The sequence below is a fragment of the Cellulomonas sp. GTC20042 genome, from assembly GCF_055389595.1.
The window spans coordinates 2199503-2220911 of record NZ_AP043678.1; the positions used below are offsets into that span (position 1 = coordinate 2199503).

The 21409-nt window shown below is 73.5% G+C and carries 21 protein-coding genes and 1 pseudogene; 7 read left to right on the plus strand and 15 right to left on the minus strand.

The window, feature by feature from the left end; translation table 11 throughout:
* Positions 1–3: 3 nt before the first annotated feature.
* The 4 genes from ACZ5HG_RS10345 to ACZ5HG_RS10360 form a co-directional block, all read right to left on the minus strand.
* Complete coding sequence (locus ACZ5HG_RS10345; protein WP_464175851.1) at positions 4–990, minus strand: hypothetical protein; 987 nt, start codon at positions 988–990, stop codon at positions 4–6.
* Between the two features lie 309 nt (positions 991–1299).
* Complete coding sequence (locus ACZ5HG_RS10350) at positions 1300–2724, minus strand: hypothetical protein (RefSeq protein WP_464175853.1); 1425 nt, start codon at positions 2722–2724, stop codon at positions 1300–1302.
* A 414-nt stretch (positions 2725–3138) separates the two neighbouring features.
* Complete coding sequence (locus ACZ5HG_RS10355) at positions 3139–3693, minus strand: hypothetical protein (protein ID WP_464175855.1); 555 nt, start codon at positions 3691–3693, stop codon at positions 3139–3141.
* 62 nt (positions 3694–3755) lie between these two features.
* Positions 3756–4598 (minus strand): hypothetical protein, encoded by an 843-nt coding sequence (locus ACZ5HG_RS10360; protein ID WP_464175858.1) that lies wholly within the window; start codon positions 4596–4598, stop codon positions 3756–3758.
* A 163-nt stretch (positions 4599–4761) separates the two neighbouring features.
* On the opposite strand from ACZ5HG_RS10360, the gene ACZ5HG_RS10365 reads away from it, so the two are divergent.
* Entirely contained in the window at positions 4762–5289 is a 528-nt protein-coding gene (locus ACZ5HG_RS10365) for a sigma-70 RNA polymerase sigma factor region 4 domain-containing protein (protein ID WP_464175860.1), read from the plus strand.
* Here the strand turns inward: ACZ5HG_RS10365 and ACZ5HG_RS10370 are convergent.
* From ACZ5HG_RS10370 to ACZ5HG_RS10395, 6 genes and pseudogenes are all read right to left on the minus strand, one after another.
* Positions 5258–6583, minus strand: a complete 1326-nt coding sequence (locus tag ACZ5HG_RS10370) for a recombinase family protein (protein ID WP_464175863.1) — start codon at positions 6581–6583, stop codon at positions 5258–5260. The genes ACZ5HG_RS10365 and ACZ5HG_RS10370 overlap by 32 nt on opposite strands.
* Positions 6584–6588: 5 nt before the next feature.
* Positions 6589–7032 carry a hypothetical protein gene (locus ACZ5HG_RS10375; protein WP_464175865.1) on the minus strand — a complete coding sequence of 148 codons (444 nt, stop codon included), beginning with the start codon at positions 7030–7032 and terminating at the stop codon, positions 6589–6591.
* A 30-nt stretch (positions 7033–7062) separates the two neighbouring features.
* Positions 7063–7674 (minus strand): annotated as a pseudogene (locus ACZ5HG_RS10380) (3-methyladenine DNA glycosylase); the annotation flags it as partial.
* The gene (locus tag ACZ5HG_RS10385; RefSeq protein ID WP_464182141.1) at positions 7671–8612 is read right to left on the minus strand and encodes a DMT family transporter; all 942 of its coding nucleotides are present in this window, start codon (positions 8610–8612) and stop codon (positions 7671–7673) included. The gene ACZ5HG_RS10385 and the pseudogene ACZ5HG_RS10380, both read right to left, overlap by 4 nt.
* Positions 8603–9172 (minus strand): TetR/AcrR family transcriptional regulator, encoded by a 570-nt coding sequence (locus ACZ5HG_RS10390; protein ID WP_464175867.1) that lies wholly within the window; start codon positions 9170–9172, stop codon positions 8603–8605. Before ACZ5HG_RS10390 ends, ACZ5HG_RS10385 begins: the two co-directional genes overlap by 10 nt.
* 39 nt (positions 9173–9211) lie before the next feature.
* The gene (locus ACZ5HG_RS10395; protein ID WP_464175869.1) at positions 9212–10918 is read right to left on the minus strand and encodes a bifunctional 3'-5' exonuclease/DNA polymerase; all 1707 of its coding nucleotides are present in this window, start codon (positions 10916–10918) and stop codon (positions 9212–9214) included.
* Positions 10919–10989: 71 nt separating this feature from the next.
* Between ACZ5HG_RS10395 and ACZ5HG_RS10400 the strand changes: the two genes are divergently transcribed.
* The 3 genes from ACZ5HG_RS10400 to ACZ5HG_RS10410 all read left to right on the plus strand — a co-directional run bounded on the left by ACZ5HG_RS10400 (position 10990) and on the right by ACZ5HG_RS10410 (position 14700).
* Positions 10990–11841 carry a PAC2 family protein gene (locus tag ACZ5HG_RS10400; RefSeq protein ID WP_464175872.1) on the plus strand — a complete coding sequence of 284 codons (852 nt, stop codon included), beginning with the start codon at positions 10990–10992 and terminating at the stop codon, positions 11839–11841.
* A gap of 41 nt (positions 11842–11882) precedes the next feature.
* On the plus strand, positions 11883–13148 hold the full coding sequence (locus ACZ5HG_RS10405; RefSeq protein WP_464175874.1) for a DUF4232 domain-containing protein: 1266 nt from the start codon (positions 11883–11885) through the stop codon (positions 13146–13148).
* Between the two features lie 121 nt (positions 13149–13269).
* Positions 13270–14700 (plus strand): HNH endonuclease signature motif containing protein, encoded by a 1431-nt coding sequence (locus ACZ5HG_RS10410; RefSeq protein WP_464175876.1) that lies wholly within the window; start codon positions 13270–13272, stop codon positions 14698–14700.
* 76 nt (positions 14701–14776) lie between these two features.
* On the opposite strand, the gene ACZ5HG_RS10415 is transcribed toward ACZ5HG_RS10410, so the two are convergent.
* Both ACZ5HG_RS10415 and mshC read right to left on the minus strand, forming a co-directional pair.
* Positions 14777–15085 (minus strand): hypothetical protein, encoded by a 309-nt coding sequence (locus tag ACZ5HG_RS10415; protein ID WP_464175878.1) that lies wholly within the window; start codon positions 15083–15085, stop codon positions 14777–14779.
* A gap of 64 nt (positions 15086–15149) precedes the next feature.
* Complete coding sequence (mshC, locus tag ACZ5HG_RS10420) at positions 15150–16418, minus strand: cysteine--1-D-myo-inosityl 2-amino-2-deoxy-alpha-D-glucopyranoside ligase (RefSeq protein WP_464175880.1); 1269 nt, start codon at positions 16416–16418, stop codon at positions 15150–15152.
* 86 nt (positions 16419–16504) lie between these two features.
* Between mshC and ACZ5HG_RS10425 the strand changes: the two genes are divergently transcribed.
* Positions 16505–17485, plus strand: coding sequence for a CorA family divalent cation transporter (locus tag ACZ5HG_RS10425; RefSeq protein ID WP_464175882.1), 981 nt, complete (start codon positions 16505–16507; stop codon positions 17483–17485).
* A 25-nt stretch (positions 17486–17510) separates the two neighbouring features.
* Here ACZ5HG_RS10425 and ACZ5HG_RS10430 read toward each other — a convergent pair whose 3' ends face one another.
* On the minus strand, positions 17511–18392 hold the full coding sequence (locus tag ACZ5HG_RS10430) for an undecaprenyl-diphosphate phosphatase (protein ID WP_464175883.1): 882 nt from the start codon (positions 18390–18392) through the stop codon (positions 17511–17513).
* 77 nt (positions 18393–18469) lie between these two features.
* Here ACZ5HG_RS10430 and ACZ5HG_RS10435 point away from each other — a divergent pair, with 77 nt between their 5' ends.
* A complete protein-coding gene (locus ACZ5HG_RS10435) occupies positions 18470–19441 on the plus strand; it encodes an aldo/keto reductase (protein WP_464175885.1) in 972 nt (323 codons plus the stop codon).
* A 20-nt stretch (positions 19442–19461) separates the two neighbouring features.
* On the opposite strand, the gene ACZ5HG_RS10440 is transcribed toward ACZ5HG_RS10435, so the two are convergent.
* On the minus strand, positions 19462–19755 hold the full coding sequence (locus ACZ5HG_RS10440; RefSeq protein WP_464175887.1) for a primosomal protein: 294 nt from the start codon (positions 19753–19755) through the stop codon (positions 19462–19464).
* A 64-nt stretch (positions 19756–19819) separates the two neighbouring features.
* Between ACZ5HG_RS10440 and ACZ5HG_RS10445 the strand changes: the two genes are divergently transcribed.
* Complete coding sequence (locus tag ACZ5HG_RS10445; protein WP_464175889.1) at positions 19820–20035, plus strand: DUF5703 family protein; 216 nt, start codon at positions 19820–19822, stop codon at positions 20033–20035.
* Between the two features lie 10 nt (positions 20036–20045).
* On the opposite strand, the gene ACZ5HG_RS10450 is transcribed toward ACZ5HG_RS10445, so the two are convergent.
* Positions 20046–21401, minus strand: coding sequence for a M20/M25/M40 family metallo-hydrolase (locus ACZ5HG_RS10450; RefSeq protein WP_464175891.1), 1356 nt, complete (start codon positions 21399–21401; stop codon positions 20046–20048).
* Between the last annotated feature and the right edge of the window lie 8 nt (positions 21402–21409).

Here is a 21409-nt window from a genome sequence, read left to right on the forward strand (position 1 = left end):
GGCTCAGTCCTCCGAGGGCGACGGCAGGCCCGAGTTCGGGCCGGACAGGTGGGAGATGTCGAGCGCGATGCGCGTACCCGGCGCGGTGCAGTCGTCCATCGAGAGGCGGGAGTCGACCAGGGAGGCCCAGCCCCGCAGGCGGTCCAGCAGGATCGAGCGCGTCGCCTCGGTCGACTCGTAGGTCAAGGACGCAGCGACGCCGCTGGCATCGAGGAGGTTCGCCGGGATGCCCGTGAGCCGGGCGACGTCGAGCGTGCTGGCGTTCCGGCCCTGCTCGTACAGACCGATGTCGGCCTGCCCGAAGGCCTCGACCGCGATCCCGAAGGGGACGTAGACGACGCTGCCCGTACGGGGGTCACGGCGGGCGTTGATGTAGCCGTCGATGAGGTCCTTGACCTCGTTCTGCGGCTCGCCGGTCTCCGGGTCGATGGGGTCCTCGGGAGAGCCGTCGGACCGGCCCGCCTCGTTCTGCTCCTTGAGGAGCGTCGTGGGGACCGGCGTGCGCACTCGCTGGCCCACGGCCGCCGAGAGGTCCAGCGCCTGTCGGATCGTGTCGGAGCCGGTGATGAGCAGGCCCTCATCCCGGCCGGTGAACAACACGACCTCACCGGCCTTGGCCTCCTCGTCATCGACGAGGATCTGGAACTGCTCGTCGAAGTCCCACCGCTCCGGCGGCACCCGCATGGCGTCGCCGATCTGCCCGTTGCTGGCGCGGTCGACGGCCCAGAGCGAGAACCCGCCGAACAGCAGGTCGTCGAACGTCCAGGCGAGGCGGCGCTGGGGCGGCATCTCCGAGTCGGTGCGGGTCAGCCACCGGGGCTGGCGCGCCATCCGGGTCTCGTTCTGGAACGCCCGCAGGACGCCACCGGCCAGCGACTCGGTGATGAGGTTGCGCGCGCCGACCACGGCCGGGACCCGCATCGCCTCCTCGCGCGTCGCCGGGAGGTTCTGCGCTCCGAGCCAGTCCGCCGCCATGACGTTGACCGACATGCCGGGCGACCACGGCGAGTGAATCCGCGCTCGACGACCGGGCGACAGGATCTCCGCCGCCTGCGTCGAGGGGACACGCCCCATGCCGAAGATCCGCACAGGACAAGCCTGGTGCGAGTGGTTATCACTCGCGGGTGCGTCGCCTCGCCCTGGCCCGCGCCACCTGCCACGCCTTGCTACGCGGGTGCTGCTGCTGTTCGTGCCTGACCCCGGCGGCGACCACCTCGGCGCGCGTGGATGCGACGATCCGCCACGGGCAGCCCGGCAGCCCGCACACGCCGACCGCCGACGCTGGCGTGGTGTCGACCATCACGACGACGCGATCCGTCCTGCTCGGCGCACCGGCGTCCCGTCCAGCAGCCAGAGAGCGTGCGAGGCGGCCACGATGGCCGCGATCTCACCCTTCCCGGTGCGCCGCATGAACGCCCGGCCGTCGCGCCCCAGCGGACGCCAGGCCACCGACTCGACGGCGGCGTTGAGGTCGGCCTGGTCGTAGTGCTCGACCCGCCCCTCGCGGATCTCGGTGGCCAGGTGCTGCGCCGCTGCGCCCACGTGCAGCGTCTTCGGCTCGACCACCTGGACGGCCGGACGCACGAACCTCCGCAGCGCCTGCGCGGTGCCGACGTTGCCGCCGCCGATCCCGTCCACCGCGATAGCCGCCCGAGCCTGCTTGGCGACGTCGTACGCGAACTTCGTCGCCCAGGTGACTCCGGGCCGGAACGCCAGCACCTCGATGCACGCCTTGCCCGCGTCGTTGCGCCAGACGGCCACCACGGCCGTGCAGGTCTGATCCTTCGGGGTCTCGACGCCGATGACGACCCGGCTCCCCCGCGCCTCGGGAAACGGCGCCGCCGAGCGCTTCCACGCCTCGACGTCGAGCGCTCCGGTCGTCGCGTCAGTCGGCCAGACGCACAAGTACTCGCGGCTGAACGAGATCAGGTCCATCGTCTTCCGGCGCTTGTCCAGGACCTTCATCGGCGTGAGCGCGGTGCCGTCCGGCTTCCGGCTCGACGGGCCGGGGTGCACGCGGCGCCAGACCTTGAGGTCCTCCGGGTCCTCGTCGTCCCGAGCGGAGTAGTCGAGGATGCCCAGGTCCCGGTCGGCCTTCGTCCGGCCCTGGACCAGCAGCCCCCAGAACAGGCCGGTCCTGGTCTTGCCCGGTGTCCCGCTCACGATCAACTGAGCCAGTGGGCCGCGCGTGTCCTGGAGCGGACGCACGGCGTCGAGGAAGTCCTGGCCCTTCGGTCCGTCGAACTCCCCTGCCTCGTCGATCACGATGTCATCTGCCGCTGCCGATCGCACGGCACCGGCCTCCGGCGGCACGACCCAGATGCGGGACCCGTTCGGGAAGTCGATGTGCTCGCGTCCGCCGTTCCTGAACACGATGGCCACGTCGGCGCCGCTGCGCGCCTCACGCGACTCGACAGCGTGCCCGCTGGCGATGAGCAGCGTGGCGTGCTCCAGCAGGATGCGGGACGCGACGTTGCCCGACTGCGCCGTGACGACGCACCGGTAGCCCGGCCGGGTCAGCGCCCGCCCGATGAGCACCGCCCACAGACTTGTTGTCTTCGTCGAACGCCGGGGCATCTGGATGACGGCGGTGTCGTACTTCACCCCGCCGCCGCGCCCACGGGCCTCCAGCAGCCGGGCCACCCGCTCGCCCTGGTCGAACAGCGGCAGCCCGAGGGCAGCAGCGCCGAGGTGAGCCGCGGAGATGTCGGTCTCGCGCGGCACGGCGGACGCGTAGGTCGGCCTAGCCACGGGCCACCTCCACACGCACGAAGGCAGAAGCAAGCGTGCGTGGGCTGCCAGCGAGACTCAAAAACCAACCCCTGATGCCTCGGTCTCGCTCCGGCGCCATGCCCGGGGACGCGGCCGGACGCTCCGAGCGACGGGCGTTCACGATGCGTGCGCCCAGCCGTCCGCCTGCTGACATGTTGCATCGAGCATGCTCGGGGGCCTGGTTGTGGTGGCCGTGGTCACCACCCAGCGCGAGATCCTCGACGTGCCCAACCTGCCAGCCATGAGCGGGTGCGTCGGGGATCGGGACGATCAGCCGGCCGCAGCGCCAGCACACGACCTCGCCCGCCTCGACCAGGGGCCTCCACCTGGCACGGGCGGTGCGCACCGTGGCGCCGTTCCACCCGCTCACCGGCTGAAATCCTCTCGCTGAGCCGCCATCTCGGCTACGACCTCGGCCAGCACGGCGCGCGCCAGGTCGCGGGCCTCGCGCGCTCGCATCCGGTCGAAGGCGTCGGCGATGCGGCGGTGGGCGGCGTCGTCGGCACGATGGCAGGAGACGCACAGGGGCACGTAGCGCTCGGGATCGAGGCTGTACCGCACGCCACCCTCGGTCTCCACCTCGGCCGGGTCGCCGTGGTCGTATGCCCATTCGTCTGCCGGGGCACCGCACGACCGGCATCCCCAGGCGTCGGCGGCAGCACGGCCACGCGCGGCTCGCACTCGGCGGTGCACGCCGTTGTACGGCTGGCGGGGGGCCTGCGGGTGGGCGTCGCGATTGCCGCACGAGCGCACGTAACCGGCGCGGAGATGGTCGGCGCGTGCCCGGGTCCTGGCGCCGCAATCGCAGGCGGCCGACCAGACCGGGGTGCGGTGGCCGCCCGGCGAGACGTACGTGCCCACGCGCCCGACGACGGTGAGCGCGCCGAAGCGGGCGCCGGGGTGGACGGTGGTGGTGCGCATCGTGTCTCCTCGAAGTCGGGGGCTCTCATCTCTTCGATGGAGACGCGCCGTGCCGGACAGGGTCACCACCCCGCCACCGCCGCGACCGGCTCCGGCTCCACGCGAGGACGCCACACGAGCACCTCGGCCTCCGCCTGCCTGGCGCGCTGCCGGACCCTGCTGGAGCCCACGTCGATCGACCACGGACCGTGCCCGAGGAGCGCTGAGCCGTAGTAGCGACCGGCGACCACGAGCCCCGTGCCCGCGATGGCATCCATGGCCCGGAACGCCGCGCTCCGACTCAGCGGCGTGAGCGCCATGAGGTCCTTCGCCGAGATCGGACGGTCGACCGGCCCGAGCAGAGCGGTAGCCCTCCACCAGTCGTAGGCGTACCTCCCCATCTCGGACCACAAGTCGTTGCCCGGCTGGAGAGCGACCAGCCAGCGCCGCTGTTCGAAAGGGCTGAGGGCAGGTCGCAGTCCCAGTTCGCCCCCACCCACACCTTCATCCATGTCCACATAGGCAGCACTGTGTTCAACGGTGCTAGTAGAGGTATCTGAGACGGTGGGGGCGAACTGGGACTGCGACGGCATCTCGGTCGACCAGCGACCCACCTCGACCAGACCATCGGCGCGACCGGAGCGTCCGGGCTCGAAGGCGAGCAGACCCCGGTCGATCGCTTCGGTCAGCGGCCAGCGGCTGTGGTCGACTCCGGTGTAGACCTCAACGGTGCGTCGATCGATGCGGCGGTGCTGCCGGTCCTCGCCGATGAGGTCGCGCACCGTCCACGCGAAGGCGAGCGCGCGGCTGGAGATTTTCTTATCTTCCAAGGCCGGTCGCCATTCCGTGGGTCGCTCGGGTGCGGTAAGTTCCTGCATGTCGATCCGTTCTCGTCGGGTCGTCCACGCCCCCGGATGTTCGCGCATCGCGGGGGCTCCTCATGCCCACGCTAGGCGTGAACATGCAGGTAGTCGAGTCGCTCGGTCACGATTCGGTGACATTCTGGTGACGGGTTTGATAAACCCTATAGTCGCTATAAGGAACCTTCACAACAATGTCGGGACCGTGTGAGACGGTCGCCGCGTGAAGATGGACTCCGAGACGATCGAGGTCGTCCGGCGCGCTGCCGTGGCGTTCCATCGCCGACACGCTCGGCGCGATCAGATCGACCTCGACGACCTGGTCGGCGAGGGGTTGCTGGGGGTCGCCGAGTGGTTGGCCAAGACCGACCGGGACGAGGTCGCCCCGGGGGTGATCTACCAGCGCGCTCAGTGGGCGATGAGCAGGTGGGCGCGCCACCGGTTCCACTACCAATGGCGCCGGTCCACGCCCTACAGCGAGCCCGCGTTCGACCCCCACGTCCTGGCGCGACTCGACCTGCCGGACCGTCAGGACGTCGAGCGTGAGGTCATCGAGCGCGACCGGTTCCGCGCCTACGCCCGCGCGATCGGCCGCCTGAGCCCGGGCTACCGCGCTGCGCTGCTCGTGCCCCTGACCGACCCAGACGACTGCCGCCTGATGCGACTGTCGGCAGGGACGCGCTCGCAGGCCAAGGCGGTCGTCCGTCGCTGGATGCGCGATGGCGTCACGCCGCTGAGGCGGCCTCGCGGCGCGTGATCCGGACCGACTCGGGCTGCCGCCGCGTGCGGGGCTCGATCGGCAGCACGACCACATCGAACCGCGACCGCACGAAGGCGCGGCGCCTCTCGTCGTCCAGGTCGTGCCAGGCTCCCGTCGGCGCGAACGTCTGACCCTCAGCAGCGATGGCCTGGAGCCGGGCGAGGTTATCGGCCAGCCGTCGCTCGATGTCGGCGCTGGCCTTGAGCACGACCGCCATCGACAGGCCGTCGGCGGCAGCGGCGGCGATCTCCTCCAGGCGTGCGCGCAGTTGCGCAGCCTCGTCGCCCAGCCGGGCCTCCTCCGGCGTCTCCCCGGGGGTCCGGAAGCGCGGTCGGCCGCCCGGGGTCGACTCGGGTCGACTCGCCACCTCGGCGACCCACTGACCGAGCAACTCGGACTTGATCGAGAGGTGCCCACTCGGGCACCGATGCGACTGGTACTTGTACGGCGCCTTGCCCTGCCAGTGCGCGATCAGGCCGCGCCCGCACCCCTCGATGCCGCAGCGAGCAACGCCGGTGAGCCAGTGCTTGCGGGGTGTCCCGCCCTTCCCGCGCTGAGGGTCGGCGAGCACGGCCTGGACCGCCGACCAGGTCCCTTCGTCGACCAGAGCGTCCCAGCCACCCGATCCAGCGATCTCGCCCCGGTACGACTGGAGCCCGGCGTTCCTCGGGCTCTTGAGCACCTGGAGCACCGACGTCCTGATCCAGGACTTGCCGCGAGCCGTGAGTGCACCGGCGCTGTTCCAGTCTCGCGCGATCTGCGCGATGGTCTTGCCCGCCAGGATGCCCTCGTACGCCTCGACCACGAGCGGGGCGTCGGACGATGGCGCCCCGTCCCTGGTGAAGCCGAACGGCGCGACTGGCCACCACGGACGTCCAGCGGCGACGCGCTGACGATGGGCGGCTCGTTGCCGTTCGGCCTTGTGCTCGCCTTCGAACGTCGACCATGCCGTAACGGTGCGCGCGACGGCTCGCCCGGTCGGGTTGCTCAAATCCAAGGTCCCCGCGCGCACGGTGTGGACATTCACCCCCGCGTCCAGGACCCGCTCCAGGTCGCGCGAGACTCGCACGAGCCGGTCTTGATGCCAGGCGAGCACATCGCGCCCGGCTGCCAGCGCGGCCTCGAAGCCGGGTCGCACTCTGCCAGTCGTCGCCGAAACGTCGTTGTCGACGAACACCTCAACGATGTTGAGCCGGTGCGCGCCAGCGTGCTCGCGGCACTCGGCCTCCTGGCGCTCGATAGCGACACCATCGCCCGTCGCGTCCAGAGACTGACGCAGGTAGAGACTCACATCGTTCATCGCGCGTACTCCGAAACGATCCTGCGCACCTCGGCGGCGGTGAGTGTCTTCTTCTCAAGCAGGGCTCTAGCGACCTCGGTGATCGTTGCCATACCTTCGGCAACCCAAGCGACCTGGGCTGCGAGCCACTCGGGGTCGTTCTTGTGAGCGTCGTCGATCGCGGCCATGTCGTCTCGTCCGGCCTCGAACAGGACCGTTGCAACATCAGCCATGTCGATGGATCCGTCGCCGCTACGCATCGCACTGAGCATCTCCGCGCACGGCCCCGCAAAGTGCAGCCGGTCTCCGATACTCGACCTCTCACGGCGAGCGCCGTACCTCACCAGTTGACCCTTCACCCCTGCGGTGCGCGGTCGAACGGTGACGTACCGGAACGGCACGAAGAGCACGGCGTGAGCCCAAGCACGCCCCGACTCGTGGATCGCGGTTCCGATGTCCATGAGTCGATCATGCAGCAACCGACAGTCTTAGTCCATGTTCGCGTGCAGGCACCCCGGCTGCTCCATCGCGACCTGCGTCTCACGCGTCGGCTGCACGGTGTTGCGGGCCACGGCGTCGGGGGTGAAGAACCGGAACGCGTCGATGTGCGTGCAGCGGATCCGGTGCGCCTCCACCACCGCGTCGGTCCCGTCCTCGCCGAGTCGCAGCGGCAGGGCGTGCCGATGCTCGCCGGGGCGCTCGCGGTAGACCATCGCCCACTCGTGCAGGCCGAAGCAGCCGGTGGCGGCAGGGCGGGACGCGGTGGCGGAGAGCAGGGCGTGCACGTAGCGGATGGTGTCACCGCGATCGGCGAGAAAGGCCTCGACGTCGAGCGTGACCGTGCCGGACGGATCCGTGCGGTACCAGCGCCACGCGGCGTGAGGGGCGGGCGCGCCCGGGCCGGGCCGCAGGTGCACGCCCGCGCCGGGGTGCCAGCGGCGCAGGTGCGCGGGCTTGGCCGGGTAGTACTCGAACAGGAAGTCCTCCACCGCGTGCCGCTCGCCACGCGCCCGGCGCTCGCGGTGCCCGGCGGTGAGGGCGTCGGCGCGCTCGGCGTGCGCCTCGGCCAGGGCGGTCCAGGTCGTCGGGTCGAGCGCGGTCATGCCGTCCAGGGTAGGAGAGCCCGCCGCGACCGGGATCGCACCGGCACGGTGAGCACCGCCAGGCAGGCGGCGACCAGGCCGACCCCGATCCACCCGCCGGGGGCCAGCCGCTCCCCCACGACCAGCACCGCCAGCACGGCCGCCACCGCGGGCTCCAGCAGCGAGAGCGTCGTCGCGGTGGACGCCGGCACCCGCGCGAGCCCCCAGCCGAACAGCACGTAGCCGAGGAACATCGGCACCACCGCCATGTACAGGCCGACGGCGGCGTTGCCCCAGGAGCCCAGCAGCGGCCCGCCGGTGACGGCCAGCACCGGCAGCAGCAGGATCCCGCCGATCCCGAACACCGCACCCATCGCCCCGCGGGAGGGCACACCGGCGCGCATCAGCCGGTGCGCGACCCAGGAGTACAGCGCGTACGTCAGCCCGGCGACCAGCCCGAGCAGCACCCCGACGACCACGTCGGTCCCCGCACGCGATCCGTCGGACGCCCCCGCCTCCGCGGTGCAGAGCAGCACCATGCCGAGCAGCCCGAGCCCGGCGCCGACCACCCACCGGGGGGGCAGCCGCCGCCGATCGACCACCCGCTCCACCAGCGCCGACGCCAGCGGGGCCGAGCCGATCGAGACGACCGTGCCGACCGCCACCCCCGCGAGCCGCATCGACGTGTAGAACGCCAGCGGGTAGACCGCCACGGCCAGCGCTCCCAGCAGCACCAGGCCACGCCGCCGCACCAGGATCGATCGCGCCGCCCGGATCGCCCCCAGGGCCGTCGCCGCCTGGAGCAGCCCACCGATCCCCATCGCCGCCGCGCCGATCGCCAGCGACCCGACCTCCGGCGCCAGCGCCGCCGCGGTGCCGGTGGTCCCCCACAGCGTCGAGGCGGCCAGCACCGCCCACGCTCCGCGAGCCGCCGATCGCTCGGCCGTGCTCACCCGCAGGCCAGCAGGTCCGCCGCGATCCGGCGCGCGCGCAGCAGCCGGGTGTCCACCCCGTCCAGACCGGCGCGGGCCATCGCACCCTCCAGCAGGTAGGACAGGTGCTCGGCGAGATCGGCGGCACGACCCGGGTCGTCAGGGTGGATCGCGGCCAGGTGCCCGGCGATCAGCGCCTCGACCTCCTCCTTGTGCCGACGCACCGCGTCCCGCCCGGGATCGCCCACCGGCAGCTCGCCCGCCGCGTTGAGCAGCCCGCAGCCCCGGAAGCCCCGCTCGTACGCCTGGTCGGCATGGTCGGTGTACGCGTCGAACACCGCCAGCACCCCCGCGACCGGGCCGTCGGCATCCGCCAGGCGTGCCTGGTACAGGTCGATCCACTCGGCGTGCCGGGCGGTCAGGTACGCGGCGACCAGCTCGGCCTTGGAGCCGAAGGAGTTGTACAGGCTCATCTTGGCGACACCTGCCTCGGCGATCACCGCGTCGATGCCGGTGGCGGCCACCCCGTCGGCGTAGAACCGGCGGGCGGCGGCGGCGAGCAGGCGCTCGCGGGCTGGTGCGGGCACGGCGCGTCTCCTGATCGTGAACTAGACAGACCGGTTTATCTACTTCGCGTCAGCGTAGGACTCCACCACGTTCACGTCCAGGGCGAACTCCACCGGCGTCTCGCCGAACAGCAGCCGGCCCGCCTCCACCGCGGACTCTCGCACCGCCTCCGCCACCTGATCGGCGATCGGCTCCGGGGTGTGCACCATGATCTCGTCGTGCAGGAAGAACACCAGGTGCGGCCGCCCCGGCATCCCGGCGATCCGCAGCCGGAGCAGCGCCATCCAGCACAGCGCCCACTCCGCCGCCGTGCCCTGCACCACGAAATTCCGGGTGAACCGCCCCCAGTCCCGTGACCGGCGTCGCGCCACCCGGACCTCCTCGGCCGACGCCCCCTCCGCCGAGGCCGCCTGCCGGTTCGCCAGCCACTCCGCACCCGGGGTCGGCGACGACCGGCCCAGCCAGGTCGTCACCTGCTCGCCGCGCTCCCCCGCCCGCGCCGCCGCCTCGACCTCCGCCACCGCCCGCGGGTACGCCCGGGTCAGCTGCGGCATGAGCGCGGCGCTCGCCCCGGTGGTCGCCCCGTAGATCGCGCCGAGCATCGCGTACTTCGCCTGCTGCCGGTCCTCGACGATCCCGGCCTGCACCACCCCCGCGTACAGATCGCGGTGCCGCCCCGCCGCCGCCATCGCCCCGTCGCCGGACATCGCCGCCAGCACCCGCGGCTCCAGCTGCGCCGCATCCGCCACCACCAGCAGGTGCCCCGGATCGGGCCGCACAGCAGTCCGCACCTGCGCCGGCAGCTGCAAGGCCCCGCCGCCGCTCGACGCCCACCGCCCGGTCACCACCCCGCCGGGCACGTAGTCCGGGCGGAACCGGCCGTCCGACGCCCAGCGATCCATCCACGCCCAGCCGTTCGCCGACAGCAGCCGCGCCCGCTTCTTGTACTCGATCAGCGGCGCCGACACCGGGTGGTCCAGCGCGGCGATCTCCCAGCGCCGGGTCGACTCCACCTCCAGCCCCGCCGCCCGCAGCGCACGCAGCAGGTCCGGCTGCGAGTCCGGGTTGAGGCCCGGACGGTCCAGCGCCGCCGCGACCTGATCGGCCAGCTCCTGCAGGCGCGCCGGGCGCACCCCCTCCGGCGGGCGCGGACCCAGCACCTCGGTCAGCAGCGCATCGTGCACCTCCGCCCGCCACGGCATCCCGTCGAAGCGCATCTCCGCCGCGATCAGCGCCCCCGCCGACTCCGCCGCCAGCAGCAGCCGCAGCCGCCCGTCGTCCCCGGCCTCGTCCATCGAGCGCAGCTGCCGGGCGAGCTCGGCCGCCACGTCCAGCGGCTCGTCCGCCTGCTCCGGCTCCACGTCGAACAGGCTCGGCGTCTCGTGCTCCGGCGCCCCGCCCGGCGCGCCGGTGGGATCCGTGACGACCGTCAGCCGGTCCCAGGCGTCCGCCGGCCCGCGCGCGATCGTCGTGCCCGCCGCGCGGGTGCTGCGGCGCAGGATCACGTGGCACAGCCGCAGGTCGTGGCAGCGCTCCACCCGCACCCCCGCGGTCAGCAGCGCCGGGTACCAGTGCTCCGTGTCGTCCCACACCCAGCGTGGACGGTCCGCCGCCTCCCGCGCGGCGACGTGGGCGGGCAGATCGGCAGCCGACACCCGCACCGGATCACCCAGGTCCCCGGCGACCGCCGCCGCCCCGTCCACGGCCTCGCGCAGCACGGCACCGCCCGGCAGGCCGGGATCCGCGGCGACGAGCACGAGGGGCACGGTCCATGGTCGCAGCCGGCACCGACACGCTGGTCACACCGCTCCCCCCGCGCGCGGCCTACGCTGGGACGATGAGCGTGCAGCCGAGCCTCCCCGAGCACGAGACCATCCTGCTCGCGGCCTTCGAGGGCTGGAACGACGCCGGGTCCGCCGCCAGCCAGGCCCTCGAGCACCTGCACGAGGTGTGGGGCGCCGAGCAGGTCGACGAGCTCGACCCCGAGGAGTACCACGACTTCCAGGTCAACCGCCCGGTGATCGGGCTCGCCGCCGACGGCTCCCGCGAGATCACCTGGCCCACCACCGCCGTCGCCGTCGCCAGCGCCCCCCGCTCCGGCCGGCGGATCGTCCTCGTGCACGGCATCGAGCCGTCGATGCGCTGGCGCCGGTACTGCGGCGAGCTGCTCGACATCGCCGCCGGGCTGCGGGTGACCACCGTGATCACCCTCGGCGCCCTGCTCGCCGACGTCCCGCACACCCGGCCGATCCCGGTCACCACCACCTCCGAGGACACCCAGGTGCGCGAGACCCTCGACATCGAGGCCAACACCTACGAGGGCCCCACCGGAATCGTCGGCGTCCTCCAGCACGAGGCCGCCGCGCGGGGGCTGCGCACGATCTCCCTGTGGGCCGCCGTCCCGCACTACGTCGCCCACCCGCCGTCGCCCAAGGCCACCCTCGCGCTGCTCGGCGCCGTCGAGCACCTCAGCGGCGAGCCCGTGCCGCTGGGCGACCTGCCCGAGGACGCCGCCGCCTGGCAGGACGGCGTCGACGAGCTCGCCGGCGAGGACTCCGAGATCGCCGAGTACGTCCGCCAGCTCGAGGAGGCCAAGGACACCGCCGACCTGCCCGAGGCTTCCGGCGAGGCCATCGCGCAGGAGTTCGAGCGCTACCTGCGCCGCCGTGACAAGGGCATCGGCGGCTGATCGGCCCGTTCTGTGCGGGTCAAGCCGCTACCGTCGAGGTCGTGACCAGCAGAATCGCGGCCTTCGGACTGATCCTGATCCTGGCGCTCGGCCTCGCCGCCTGCACCGGCCCCTCCCCCGGACCCGACGACGCCGACCTCGTCGCGGCGATCGAGGACCTCGACGGCGTCGTCCAGGTGCTGCCCGAGCGCGACTCCGAGGACGACGCGCTGCTCTCGCTGGCCGTGCAGACCACGCTGCCCGGCACCGACGACCTGATCGACCTCGGCACCGCCGTCGCCGACCTGGTCGACGCCCACGACGGACCGCCCACCCAGCTCTGGCGCGACGAGGCCGACGACGTCGCGGGCGTCCGGGTGGCGCTCGGCACCGGGGCCGAACCCGCCGAACGGCTGGACCAGGTCCGCGCGTTCCTCGCGCTCGCCGGGGTCACCGGCACGCAGATCCAGGGTGAGAGCGACTCCGTCTCCGTCGTCGCCGCCGCCGACCTCGTCGCCGTCGCCGAGACCGCGCAGCGCCTCGACGTCCCGCTCGCCATGGTCGCCACCCACGCCCAGCGCGTCACCGGGTACCTGCCCGACGGGGCGTTCACCCCGGCATTCGCCCGCCTCGTCGCGCAGATCGATGCGTGGGACGGCGTCACCGGCATGTTCCTGTCCGGCGACGGCGGCCTGCGCGTCGACGTCCAGGTGACCGGCGACGACCGCGTCACCGCCGTCGCCGACGCCCTCACCGCCCTCGACGCACCCGAGGGCGAGGAGATCGCGTACTCCGTCGGGTCGTCCTTCCGCTCGCTCGGCGGGGTCGTCGGCCGGGCCGCCAGCCCCGCCGACCCGGCCGCTGCCGACAGCACCCCCGGCGACGTCTGGCCCGACGACCCCGGCGCACCCGCCTGCGGCCCCGGCGACCTCGCGATCACCAGCACCGGCCTCGACGCCGCCGCCGGCCACCGCTACCTCACCCTCGTCGCCACCAGCACCGCCGACCATCCCTGCGCCGTCGAGGGCACCCCGGCGATCACCTTCCTGCGCGCGTCGGGCACCCCCGTCCCCGACGTCGAGACCGGCACCCCTACCGGCAGCCCCGTCGGCGCCCGACAGGTCCTCCCCGTCGGCGGTGCCGTCCAGGCCGCGGTGGAGTGGCGGGCCATGTCCACCTCGCAGGACCCCGACGTCACCGTGTCGCTCCGGGTCACCGCCGTCGCCGGTGGGCCCGAGGTGGACGTCGCGGTCGCCGCCGAGCTCGACGTGCTCGCAGGGGCGGCCGTGCAGATCGGGCCCTGGCAGAAGCTCTCGACCGCCGGATGAGGGCCGGATCCGCTCGTGGAGCGGGTGCCGACGCGTCCACAGGCCCGATCCGCCGTCGTCGTCCCCAGGGCTGTGCTGGCGGGGCGACGGTGGATCCGTGTGCGTGCCTAGCCTGCCCGGCATGGACCTCGACCAGCACGCCCCCGCGCCGCCCAGGCCACCGGGCGACCCCGACCTCAGCGGGATCGCGACCGGCAGCGCGCTGGCCGTGCTGCTCGAGTCCCTCGACCCCCGCACCGCCACCGACGCGGCGCTCGTCGAACGCGTCGCCGCTGCCCGCCGGCTCGAGTCCTGGGCGCACGCGCTCGCTGCACGGGACGCCGCCGAGCTCGCCGGACGCCCGTCGATGAACCCCTCCTGGGACCCCGCCGCCGGACACCCGCCTGCCCAGGCCTGCGTCGCCGGCGACGAGCTCGCCATGCGGCTGTCCTGCTCCCGCCGCGAGGCCACCCGGCTGGTCGACCACGGGCGCGCCTTCACCCGCGACCTCACCGCCACCGGCGAGGCCCTCGCCGCCGGAGCGATCTCCACCGTCGCCGCGGGCCTGATCGCCGACCGCCTCGGCGACCAGCCCAGCGAGATCGCCACCGCCGTCGAGGCGCGCGTGCTGCCCGAGGCACCGTTCCGCACCCCCACCCAGCTCGCTCGCGACCTCGAGCGCGCCCTGATCGAGATCGACCCCGCCGAAGCCGCCCACCGCATCGAACGCGCCCAGGCGGGGCGCCGCGTCTACCGCCCACGCCCGCTGCCCGACGGGCTCGCCTCGCTCACCGCCATCCTCCCCGCCGCCACCGCCGCACGGATCGACGCCACCCTCGACACCGCCGCCCGCGCCGCCCGGTCCGCCGGCGACCCCCGCACCCTCGACCAGCTCCGCGCCGACGGCCTGCGCGACCTCGTCCTGCCCTCGGACCAGCCCGCCGACGGCGATCCCACGCCCAGCACCGGGCGCGCACGCGGCCACCACCGCACCGAGGTCCGCATCACCATGCCGCTGACCACCGTGCTCGGACTCGACGACCAGCCCGCGGACCTGTCCGGCATCGGGCCGATCGACGCGCACAGCGCCCGCGAGGCAGCCCTCGCCGCCGGCGCCGTCTGGCGCAGGATTGTCACCGACCCCGTCACCGGTGCCGTCCTCGACGTCGGACGCACCACCTACCGGCCACCCCGCGCCCTCGTCCGGCACATCCACGCCCGGGACACCCAGTGCGCCCGGCCCGGCTGCTCCACGCCCGCCGAGGCCTGCGACATCGACCACACCGTCGAGTACCACGCCCCGCCCGACGGATCGCCCCCCGGTGCCACCGCGCACGACAACCTCGGCGCGCTGTGCCACCGCGACCACCGGCTCAAGACCGACGGCGGGTTCACCCTGCGCCAGACGTCGCCCGGGGTGTACGTCTGGACGACACCTACCGGCGAGCGGCACCTGGTGCAGCCGGGGGCTGACGGGCGTCATCGGCCGCTCGGGGTGGCCGGCGACGGCGGCGACGGTGGGCAGCAGCCGGCTGCGGCGCCGGGTGAGGCCGCGGTAGCGCCACCGTTCTAGGCAGAGTGGTTCCCAGAAGAGGCGTGCTCAGCCATCCCGTGTCGGGAAGCGCGATGCCACGCAGTGGCGCATCCGCTCAGACGCTCGCCTCGCCGTACGCAGACACCCGGGGGCCATCCGCGAGGAGCGCGTGCCAGCGCTCGATCAGCGCGCGCATCCGAGGGTCCGACTCGACGCGTAGCTGGTCGTGCTCGTACACCGACCTGTCGCGGTACTCCATGATCTCGACGAACGCGTCCGGGTCGTCGAGCGACCACTGCAACCGCACCCTGATCCCGTCCGGCTCCTCGTACACCGGTCGCGCCTCGGCGAGGAACCGCTCCAGGTCGGCGCGGCGCCCTGGTAGGACGCGTCCGTGCAGGTAGAGGGTGATCACGCGTGCCATCCTGCCAGCGACCGCCCGCTGCGCGCAGGCAGACCGGGCCGCGAGAACTCGCCCCGTACGCCCGCTACAGCCGCACCCCGAGCAGCGCGTTCACCGCCCGCGCCACCACACCCGGCGCCCCGAGGTGGTCCTCCGCCGCATCCTCGGCCCGCCCAGCGAGCGCCCGGTCGGCCCACGCGTCCACCGCCCGCAGGGCCCGCGGCGCGTCGAGGTCCTCCGCGACGGCGTCCCGGATCGCGGCGAGGGTCTCGGCTGCATCGGGCCCCCCGTTGCCGGACACCGCGGCCCGCCAACGGTCGAGCCGCGCCTCCGCCGTCGCGAGGCCCTCCGCCGTCCACTCCCAGTCGCTGGCGTAGTGGTGGTCGAGGATCGCCAACCGCACGGCCATCGCGTCGACGCCCTGCTCGCGCAGTCGCGAGACGAGCACGAGGTTGCCGAGAGACTTGCTCATCTTCTCGCCGTCGAGCCCGACCATGCCGGTGTGCACGTGGGCGCGCGCACCGTGGCCGGCGTCGAGCAGCCGCGCGTGCGAGGTGCTCATCTCGTGGTGCGGGAACCGCAGGTCGGACCCGCCGCCCTGCACGTCGAAGGGCAGTCCGATCCCGTTGCGGGCGATCACGGCACACTCGATGTGCCAACCGGGGCGCCCGGCGCCGAGGGTGCGGCCGTCCCACGAGGGTTCACCCGGCCGCGCCGCCCGCCAGAGCAGCGGGTCGAGGGCGTCGCGCTTCCCCGCGCGCACCGGGTCTCCCCCGCGCTCGCCGAACAGCGCGAGCATCTCGGGTCGACCGAGCCGCGCGACCGCGCCGAACGCCGCGTCCGACGTGAGGTCGGCGTAGATGTCGTCCACACCCTGTCCCTGCGCGTCGGGCACGCCGACCCGGTAGGCGGCACCAGCGGCGACCAGTGCCTCGACGGCGTCGACGACTGCGGGGACGGACTCGACGGCGCCCGTGTAGACGTCGGGCGGGACGACGCCGAGGGCGGTCATGTCCTCGCGGTAGAGCGCGGTCTGGTCGGCGGCGAGGTCTTGCCAGTCGACACCGGTGGCCTCGGCGCGCTCGAGGAGCGGGTCGTCGACGTCGGTGACGTTGGAGGCGTACCTGACCCGCTTGCCCTCGTCGAGCCAGCCGCGCACGAGCAGGTCGAAGGCGACGTAGGTGGCGGCGTGGCCGAGGTGGGTGGCGTCGTACGGGGTGATGCCGCAGACGTAGAGCGTGGCGTCGGCCCCGGGGGCGGCGACGACGAGCTCGCCGGTGGAGGTGTCTCGCACGCGGACGGGTCGGCCCTCTCCGGGCAGCTGGGGGATCTGCGGGGCGGGCCAGGTCAGCACGGCAGGAAGCCTAACCCGGGTGACCGGGGTGTCTGTGCGGCGCGTCGCCGAGCGGTCGTGCCCGGGGCACTGGGACGATGCCGGACGTGGAGAGCGCGTGGGTGAACGGTCCGGACGGCTGGACGGCGACGGAGCCGGAGGGTCTGCTGGCGTTGCTGGCGGGGCCGCAGCCGCCGTCGGCGTGGGTGCACGTCGACTCGATCGAGCTGCTGGCGGACGCGGCGCGGCAGGCGGGTGTGCCGGAGTCGGTGGTGCGCCGGTCGGTGGACGTGCCGGGTCAGCGCGACCCGCGTCACCCGCAGCTGCGCAAGCTGCCCGGCGGCGGCCGCTACCTGCTCAGCCCGACGCTGGCCTACGACGCGCAGACCCGGGACGTGCGCACGGGCACCTGGGCGTGCCTGGTGGTGGACGACGTGACGATCACCGCCGAGGAGGGCCCCGCCGGCCTGCTGGACGAGGTGCTGGACCGCCTGGGTGACGACGAGCACCTGCCGCAGGACGCGCAGAGCCAGGTGTTCGCGGCGGTGCTGATGGCGCTGGTGGGCCGGGCGAGCGATGTCGAGCTGGGCATCGGCGAGGCGGTGGCGGACGTCGAGCAGATCGTGTTCTCGCAGGACTCGCCGGACCCGGCCGCGGACGTGTACGACCTGAAGCGGGAGATCGCGGAGGCGCGGCGGGCGCTGGTGCCGCTGCTGGCGGCGTTCCCGGATCTGGTGGCGGAGCAGGAGGACCAGCAGCGGGAGACGAAGACGATGCGCTGGATGCGTCGGCTGGACACGATGCTGAGCAAGGTGGACCGGCACCTGGACTCGAGCGACGCGCTGCTGGGCGACATGCTGTCGGTGCATCTGTCGCGGATCTCGGTGCGGCAGAACGAGGACATGCGCAAGATCTCGGCGTGGGCGGCGATCATCGCGGTGCCGACGCTGATCGCGGGGGTCTACGGGATGAACTTCGACCACATGCCGGAGCTGCACTGGCTGGCCGGCTACCCGCTGTCGCTGCTGGTGATGGGCGCGGCGGCGTTCGCGCTGTTCCGGCAGTTCAAGCGCGCCGGCTGGCTCTGAGCCGGTCGGACCAGGCCCAGCCGGCTCAGGCCCCGGCGAGCGGCTCCAGCACTCCCGACACGAGCAGCAGCGCGACCACGGCGGCGAGCCCGATCCGGTAGACCACGAACGGCCGGTAGGACCGTGTGGACACCAGCTTGAGGAACGCGATGATCACGACGTACCCGACGACGAACGCGATCAGCGTCGCGACGAGGGTGGCGGCGAGGCCCGGGGTGCCGGCGGCGCCGAAGTCGCCGACGCTCTTGCCGAGCTGGAACAGCCCGGAGCCGAGCACGGCGGGCACGGCGAGGAAGAACGAGTACCGCGCGGCGGCCTCGCGGGTGTAGCCCATGAGCAGGCCGGCGGTGATGGTGCCGCCGGAGCGGGAGACGCCGGGGATGAGCGCCATGGCCTGCGCGAGGCCGAAGTAGACCGCGTGCTTCGGCGTGAGCGCGTCGAGCGGCAGCTCGCGGCGGGACCGTCGGTCGGCCCAGTCGAGGATCAGCGCGAAGACGACGAGGGTGAGCACGATCAGCCAGAGGTTGCGGAACGGCTGCTCGATGACGTCCTGGAACAGCAGGCCGAGCACGACGATCGGGATGGACCCGAGGGCGATGAACCAGGCCATCTGCGCGTCGGGGTCGCGCTGCCCGCCGACGGGGGCGCCGAGGCGGGACCGCCAGTCGCTGCCGAGGTCGCCGCGGACGGCCCGCCACCAGTGGGTGATGATCCGGGCGAGGTCGCGCCGGAAGTAGAGCAGCACGGCGGCCTCGGTGCCGATCTGGGTGATGGCGGTGAAGGCAGCGCCGGGGTCGCCGGAGCCGATCAGCTCGCCCACGATGCGCAGGTGCGCGCTGGACGAGACGGGCAGGAACTCGGTGAGCCCCTGCACCAGGCCGAGGACGATCGCCTCCCAGATGCTCATGGTCCGCCACCCTAGCCGCGGCGTCTGCGGTCGCTGACCAGCCACCCCGCGCGTCGCGCCCGGTTACCCTTCGACGCATGGAACAGCGCCAGCTCGGACGTACCGGCCTGCGGGTCTCCCACCTCGGTCTCGGCACGCTGACCTGGAGCCGGGACACCGAGGAGCAGGACGCGGCGGAGCAGCTGCGCGACTTCGTGGACGCGGGCGGCTCGCTGGTGGACACGTCGGCGTCCTACGCGGACGGTGGCGCGGAGGAGCTGCTGGGCTCGCTGCTGGGCACGGTGGTGCCGCGCGAGGACGTGGTGCTGTGCACGAAGGCCGGTGTCCGCCGCACGCCGGAGGGCGGGGTGGTGGACGCCTCGCGCGGGGCGCTGCTGGACACGCTGGACGCGTCGCTGCGTCGGCTGGGCACGGATCACGTGGACCTGTGGCTGGTGCAGACGCCGGACCCGCGCACGCCGCTGGCGGAGACGGTGAGCGCGCTGCGCCGGGCGGTGGACTCGGGGCGGGCGCGCTACGTGGGGCTGTCGAACCACGCGGGCTGGCAGGTGGCGCGGGCGGCGACGCTGCTGGCCGAGGACCCGGGGCTGGCGGCGGTGGAGGCGGAGTACTCGCTGCTCCAGCGCGGGATCGAGCGCGAGGTGCTGCCGGCGGCGGCGGACCTGGGCGTGGGTGTGCTGGCGTGGTCGCCGCTGGGCCGTGGCGTGCTGACCGGCAAGTACCGACGCACGGTCCCGGCGGACTCGCGGGCGGCGTCGGCGCACCTGGCGGGCTTCGTGGAGCCGTACCTGGGGTCGGTGGCGGCGGCCGTGGTGGAGGCGGTGGTGACGGCGGCGGACGGCCTGGGGCGCGCGCCGCTGGAGGTGGCGCTGGCCTGGTTGCACGGCCGCCCGCAGGTGGCCTCGGCGATCGTGGGTGCCCGCACGCCGGCGCAGCTGCGCGCGTCGATCGCGGCGGAGGACGTGGTGCTGCCGCCGGAGATCCTGCGCGCGCTGGACGAGATCAGCGCCCCGGCGGTGGGCTACCCGGAGCGCCTCGGCCGCCGCTGAGGGGCCTGCCCCCGAACGACCTAGCGGTGCGCGAGGTCCTCGTCGTCGTGGTCGTCGAGGTAGTCCTCGTCGCCCTCCTCGAGGTCCTCGTCGTCCTCGTCCTCGTCGTCGTCCTCCTCGGCGAGGTAGAACGGCGTGGCCTCCCCGTGGACGGTGCCGAGGGCGTCGTCGTACACCTCGAAGGCGTCGGCGAGCACGTCGTAGGCGTCGTCCACCGCGGGGTCGTCCTCGCCCCGACGGGTGGCCACAGCGGTGTAGTGCGCCTCGAGAGCAGCGATGAGGCGGTCCAGCGCCGCGCGGGGATCGATCGTCATGCCCTGACCGTACCGCCGCACCAGGCACAATGGCACCGACGAATCGCAGGCGGAGGGTGGTGGCATGGCGCGCAGCGACGCTGCTCAGTACGAGTACCGGGTCGTGACGATCCCCCGGAGCATCACGCGCTCGGACGCGCGCAAGATGCTCACGGACGAGGCGGAGCACGGCCGCTGGGAGCTGGCGCGCACGCTGCTCTTCGCCGGCGGGGAGCGCAAGGTGTGGCTCCGCCGCCGGATCATCCGGGTGAGATCGACCCTGGGGTACTTCCAGGACTGAGGGCTGACGTCTACGCCTCGCGCAGCAGCCCGTCGAGCACGCGCACGCCGAACCGCAGGGCGTCGGTGGGCACGCGCTCGTCGACGCCGTGGAACAGCGCGGTGAAGTCGAGGTCGGCGGGCAGCCGCAGCGGGGCGAAGCCGTAGCCGGTGATGCCGAGCCGGGCCAGCGACTTGTTGTCGGTGCCGGCGGACAGCATGTACGGCAGCACGACGGCCTCGGGGTCCTGGGCGCGCAGCACGTCGGTCATGGTGTCGACCAGGGCGCCGGTGTGCGCGACCTCCAGCCCGATGTCCAGGTGCTCGGGCTCGACGCGCACGTGCGGGCCGGCGAGCTCGCGGACCTTCGCCAGGACGTCCTCGTGGTCGCCGGGCAGCGGGCGCACGTCGATGGTGGCGGTGGCGCGGCTGGGGATGACGTTGCTCTTGTAGCCGGCGTGCAGCTGCGTGGGGTTGGCGAGGGTGCGGATCGAGGAGCCGACGAACCGGCGGGCGGGGCCGAGCGCGCCGATCAGCCGGTCGATGGCCAGCGGGTCGTCCACGTCGAGCGGCAGGCCGGTGAGGTCGGCGACGCCTTCCAGCAGGGCCAGGACCGTCGGGGTGATCCGGATGTCCCACTGGTGGGCGCCGATCCGCGCGACGGCGCCGGCCAGCTCGGTGACGGCGTTGTCGGGGTTGACCGCGGATCCGTGCCCGGCCTGCCCGTCGGCGACGAGCCGCAGCCAGGCGATGCCCTTCTCGGCGGTCTGCAGCAGGTAGGCGCGACGCCCGTCGACGTCGACGGAGAAGCCGCCGACCTCGCTGATCGCCTCGGTGGCGCCCGCGAACAGCTCGGGGCGCTCGTCGACGGCGTAGCGGGCGCCGTAGCGACCACCGGCCTCCTCGTCGGCGAACATGGCGATCACGACGTCGCGGGCGGGGCGGCGGCCCTCGCGGACCATCTGGCGGACGACCGCGAGGATCATCGCGTCCATGCCCTTCATGTCCACGGCGCCGCGGCCCCAGACCATGCCGTCGAGCTCCTCGCCGGCGAAGGGGTCGACCTTCCAGTCCTTGGCCTCGGCGGGGACGACGTCGGTGTGCCCGTGCAGCACCAGCGCGGGGCGGGAGGAGTCCTCGCCCTCGAGCCGGACGACGACGTTGGCGCGCCCGGGTGCGGACTCGAAGAGCTCCGGCTCCAGGCCGACCTCGTGCAGCAGCGCCATGACGTGCTCGGCGGCGGCCCGCTCCCCCGGTCCGGAGCCGTCACCGTAGTTCGAGGTGTCGATCCGGATCAGGTCCTGGCAGATCCCGACGACCTCGGCCTCCGCGGTGGTGCCGGTGGATCGCGCGGGGTCGGACGTGCTGGTGCCGGAGGTGGGGGTCATGCCCTCCA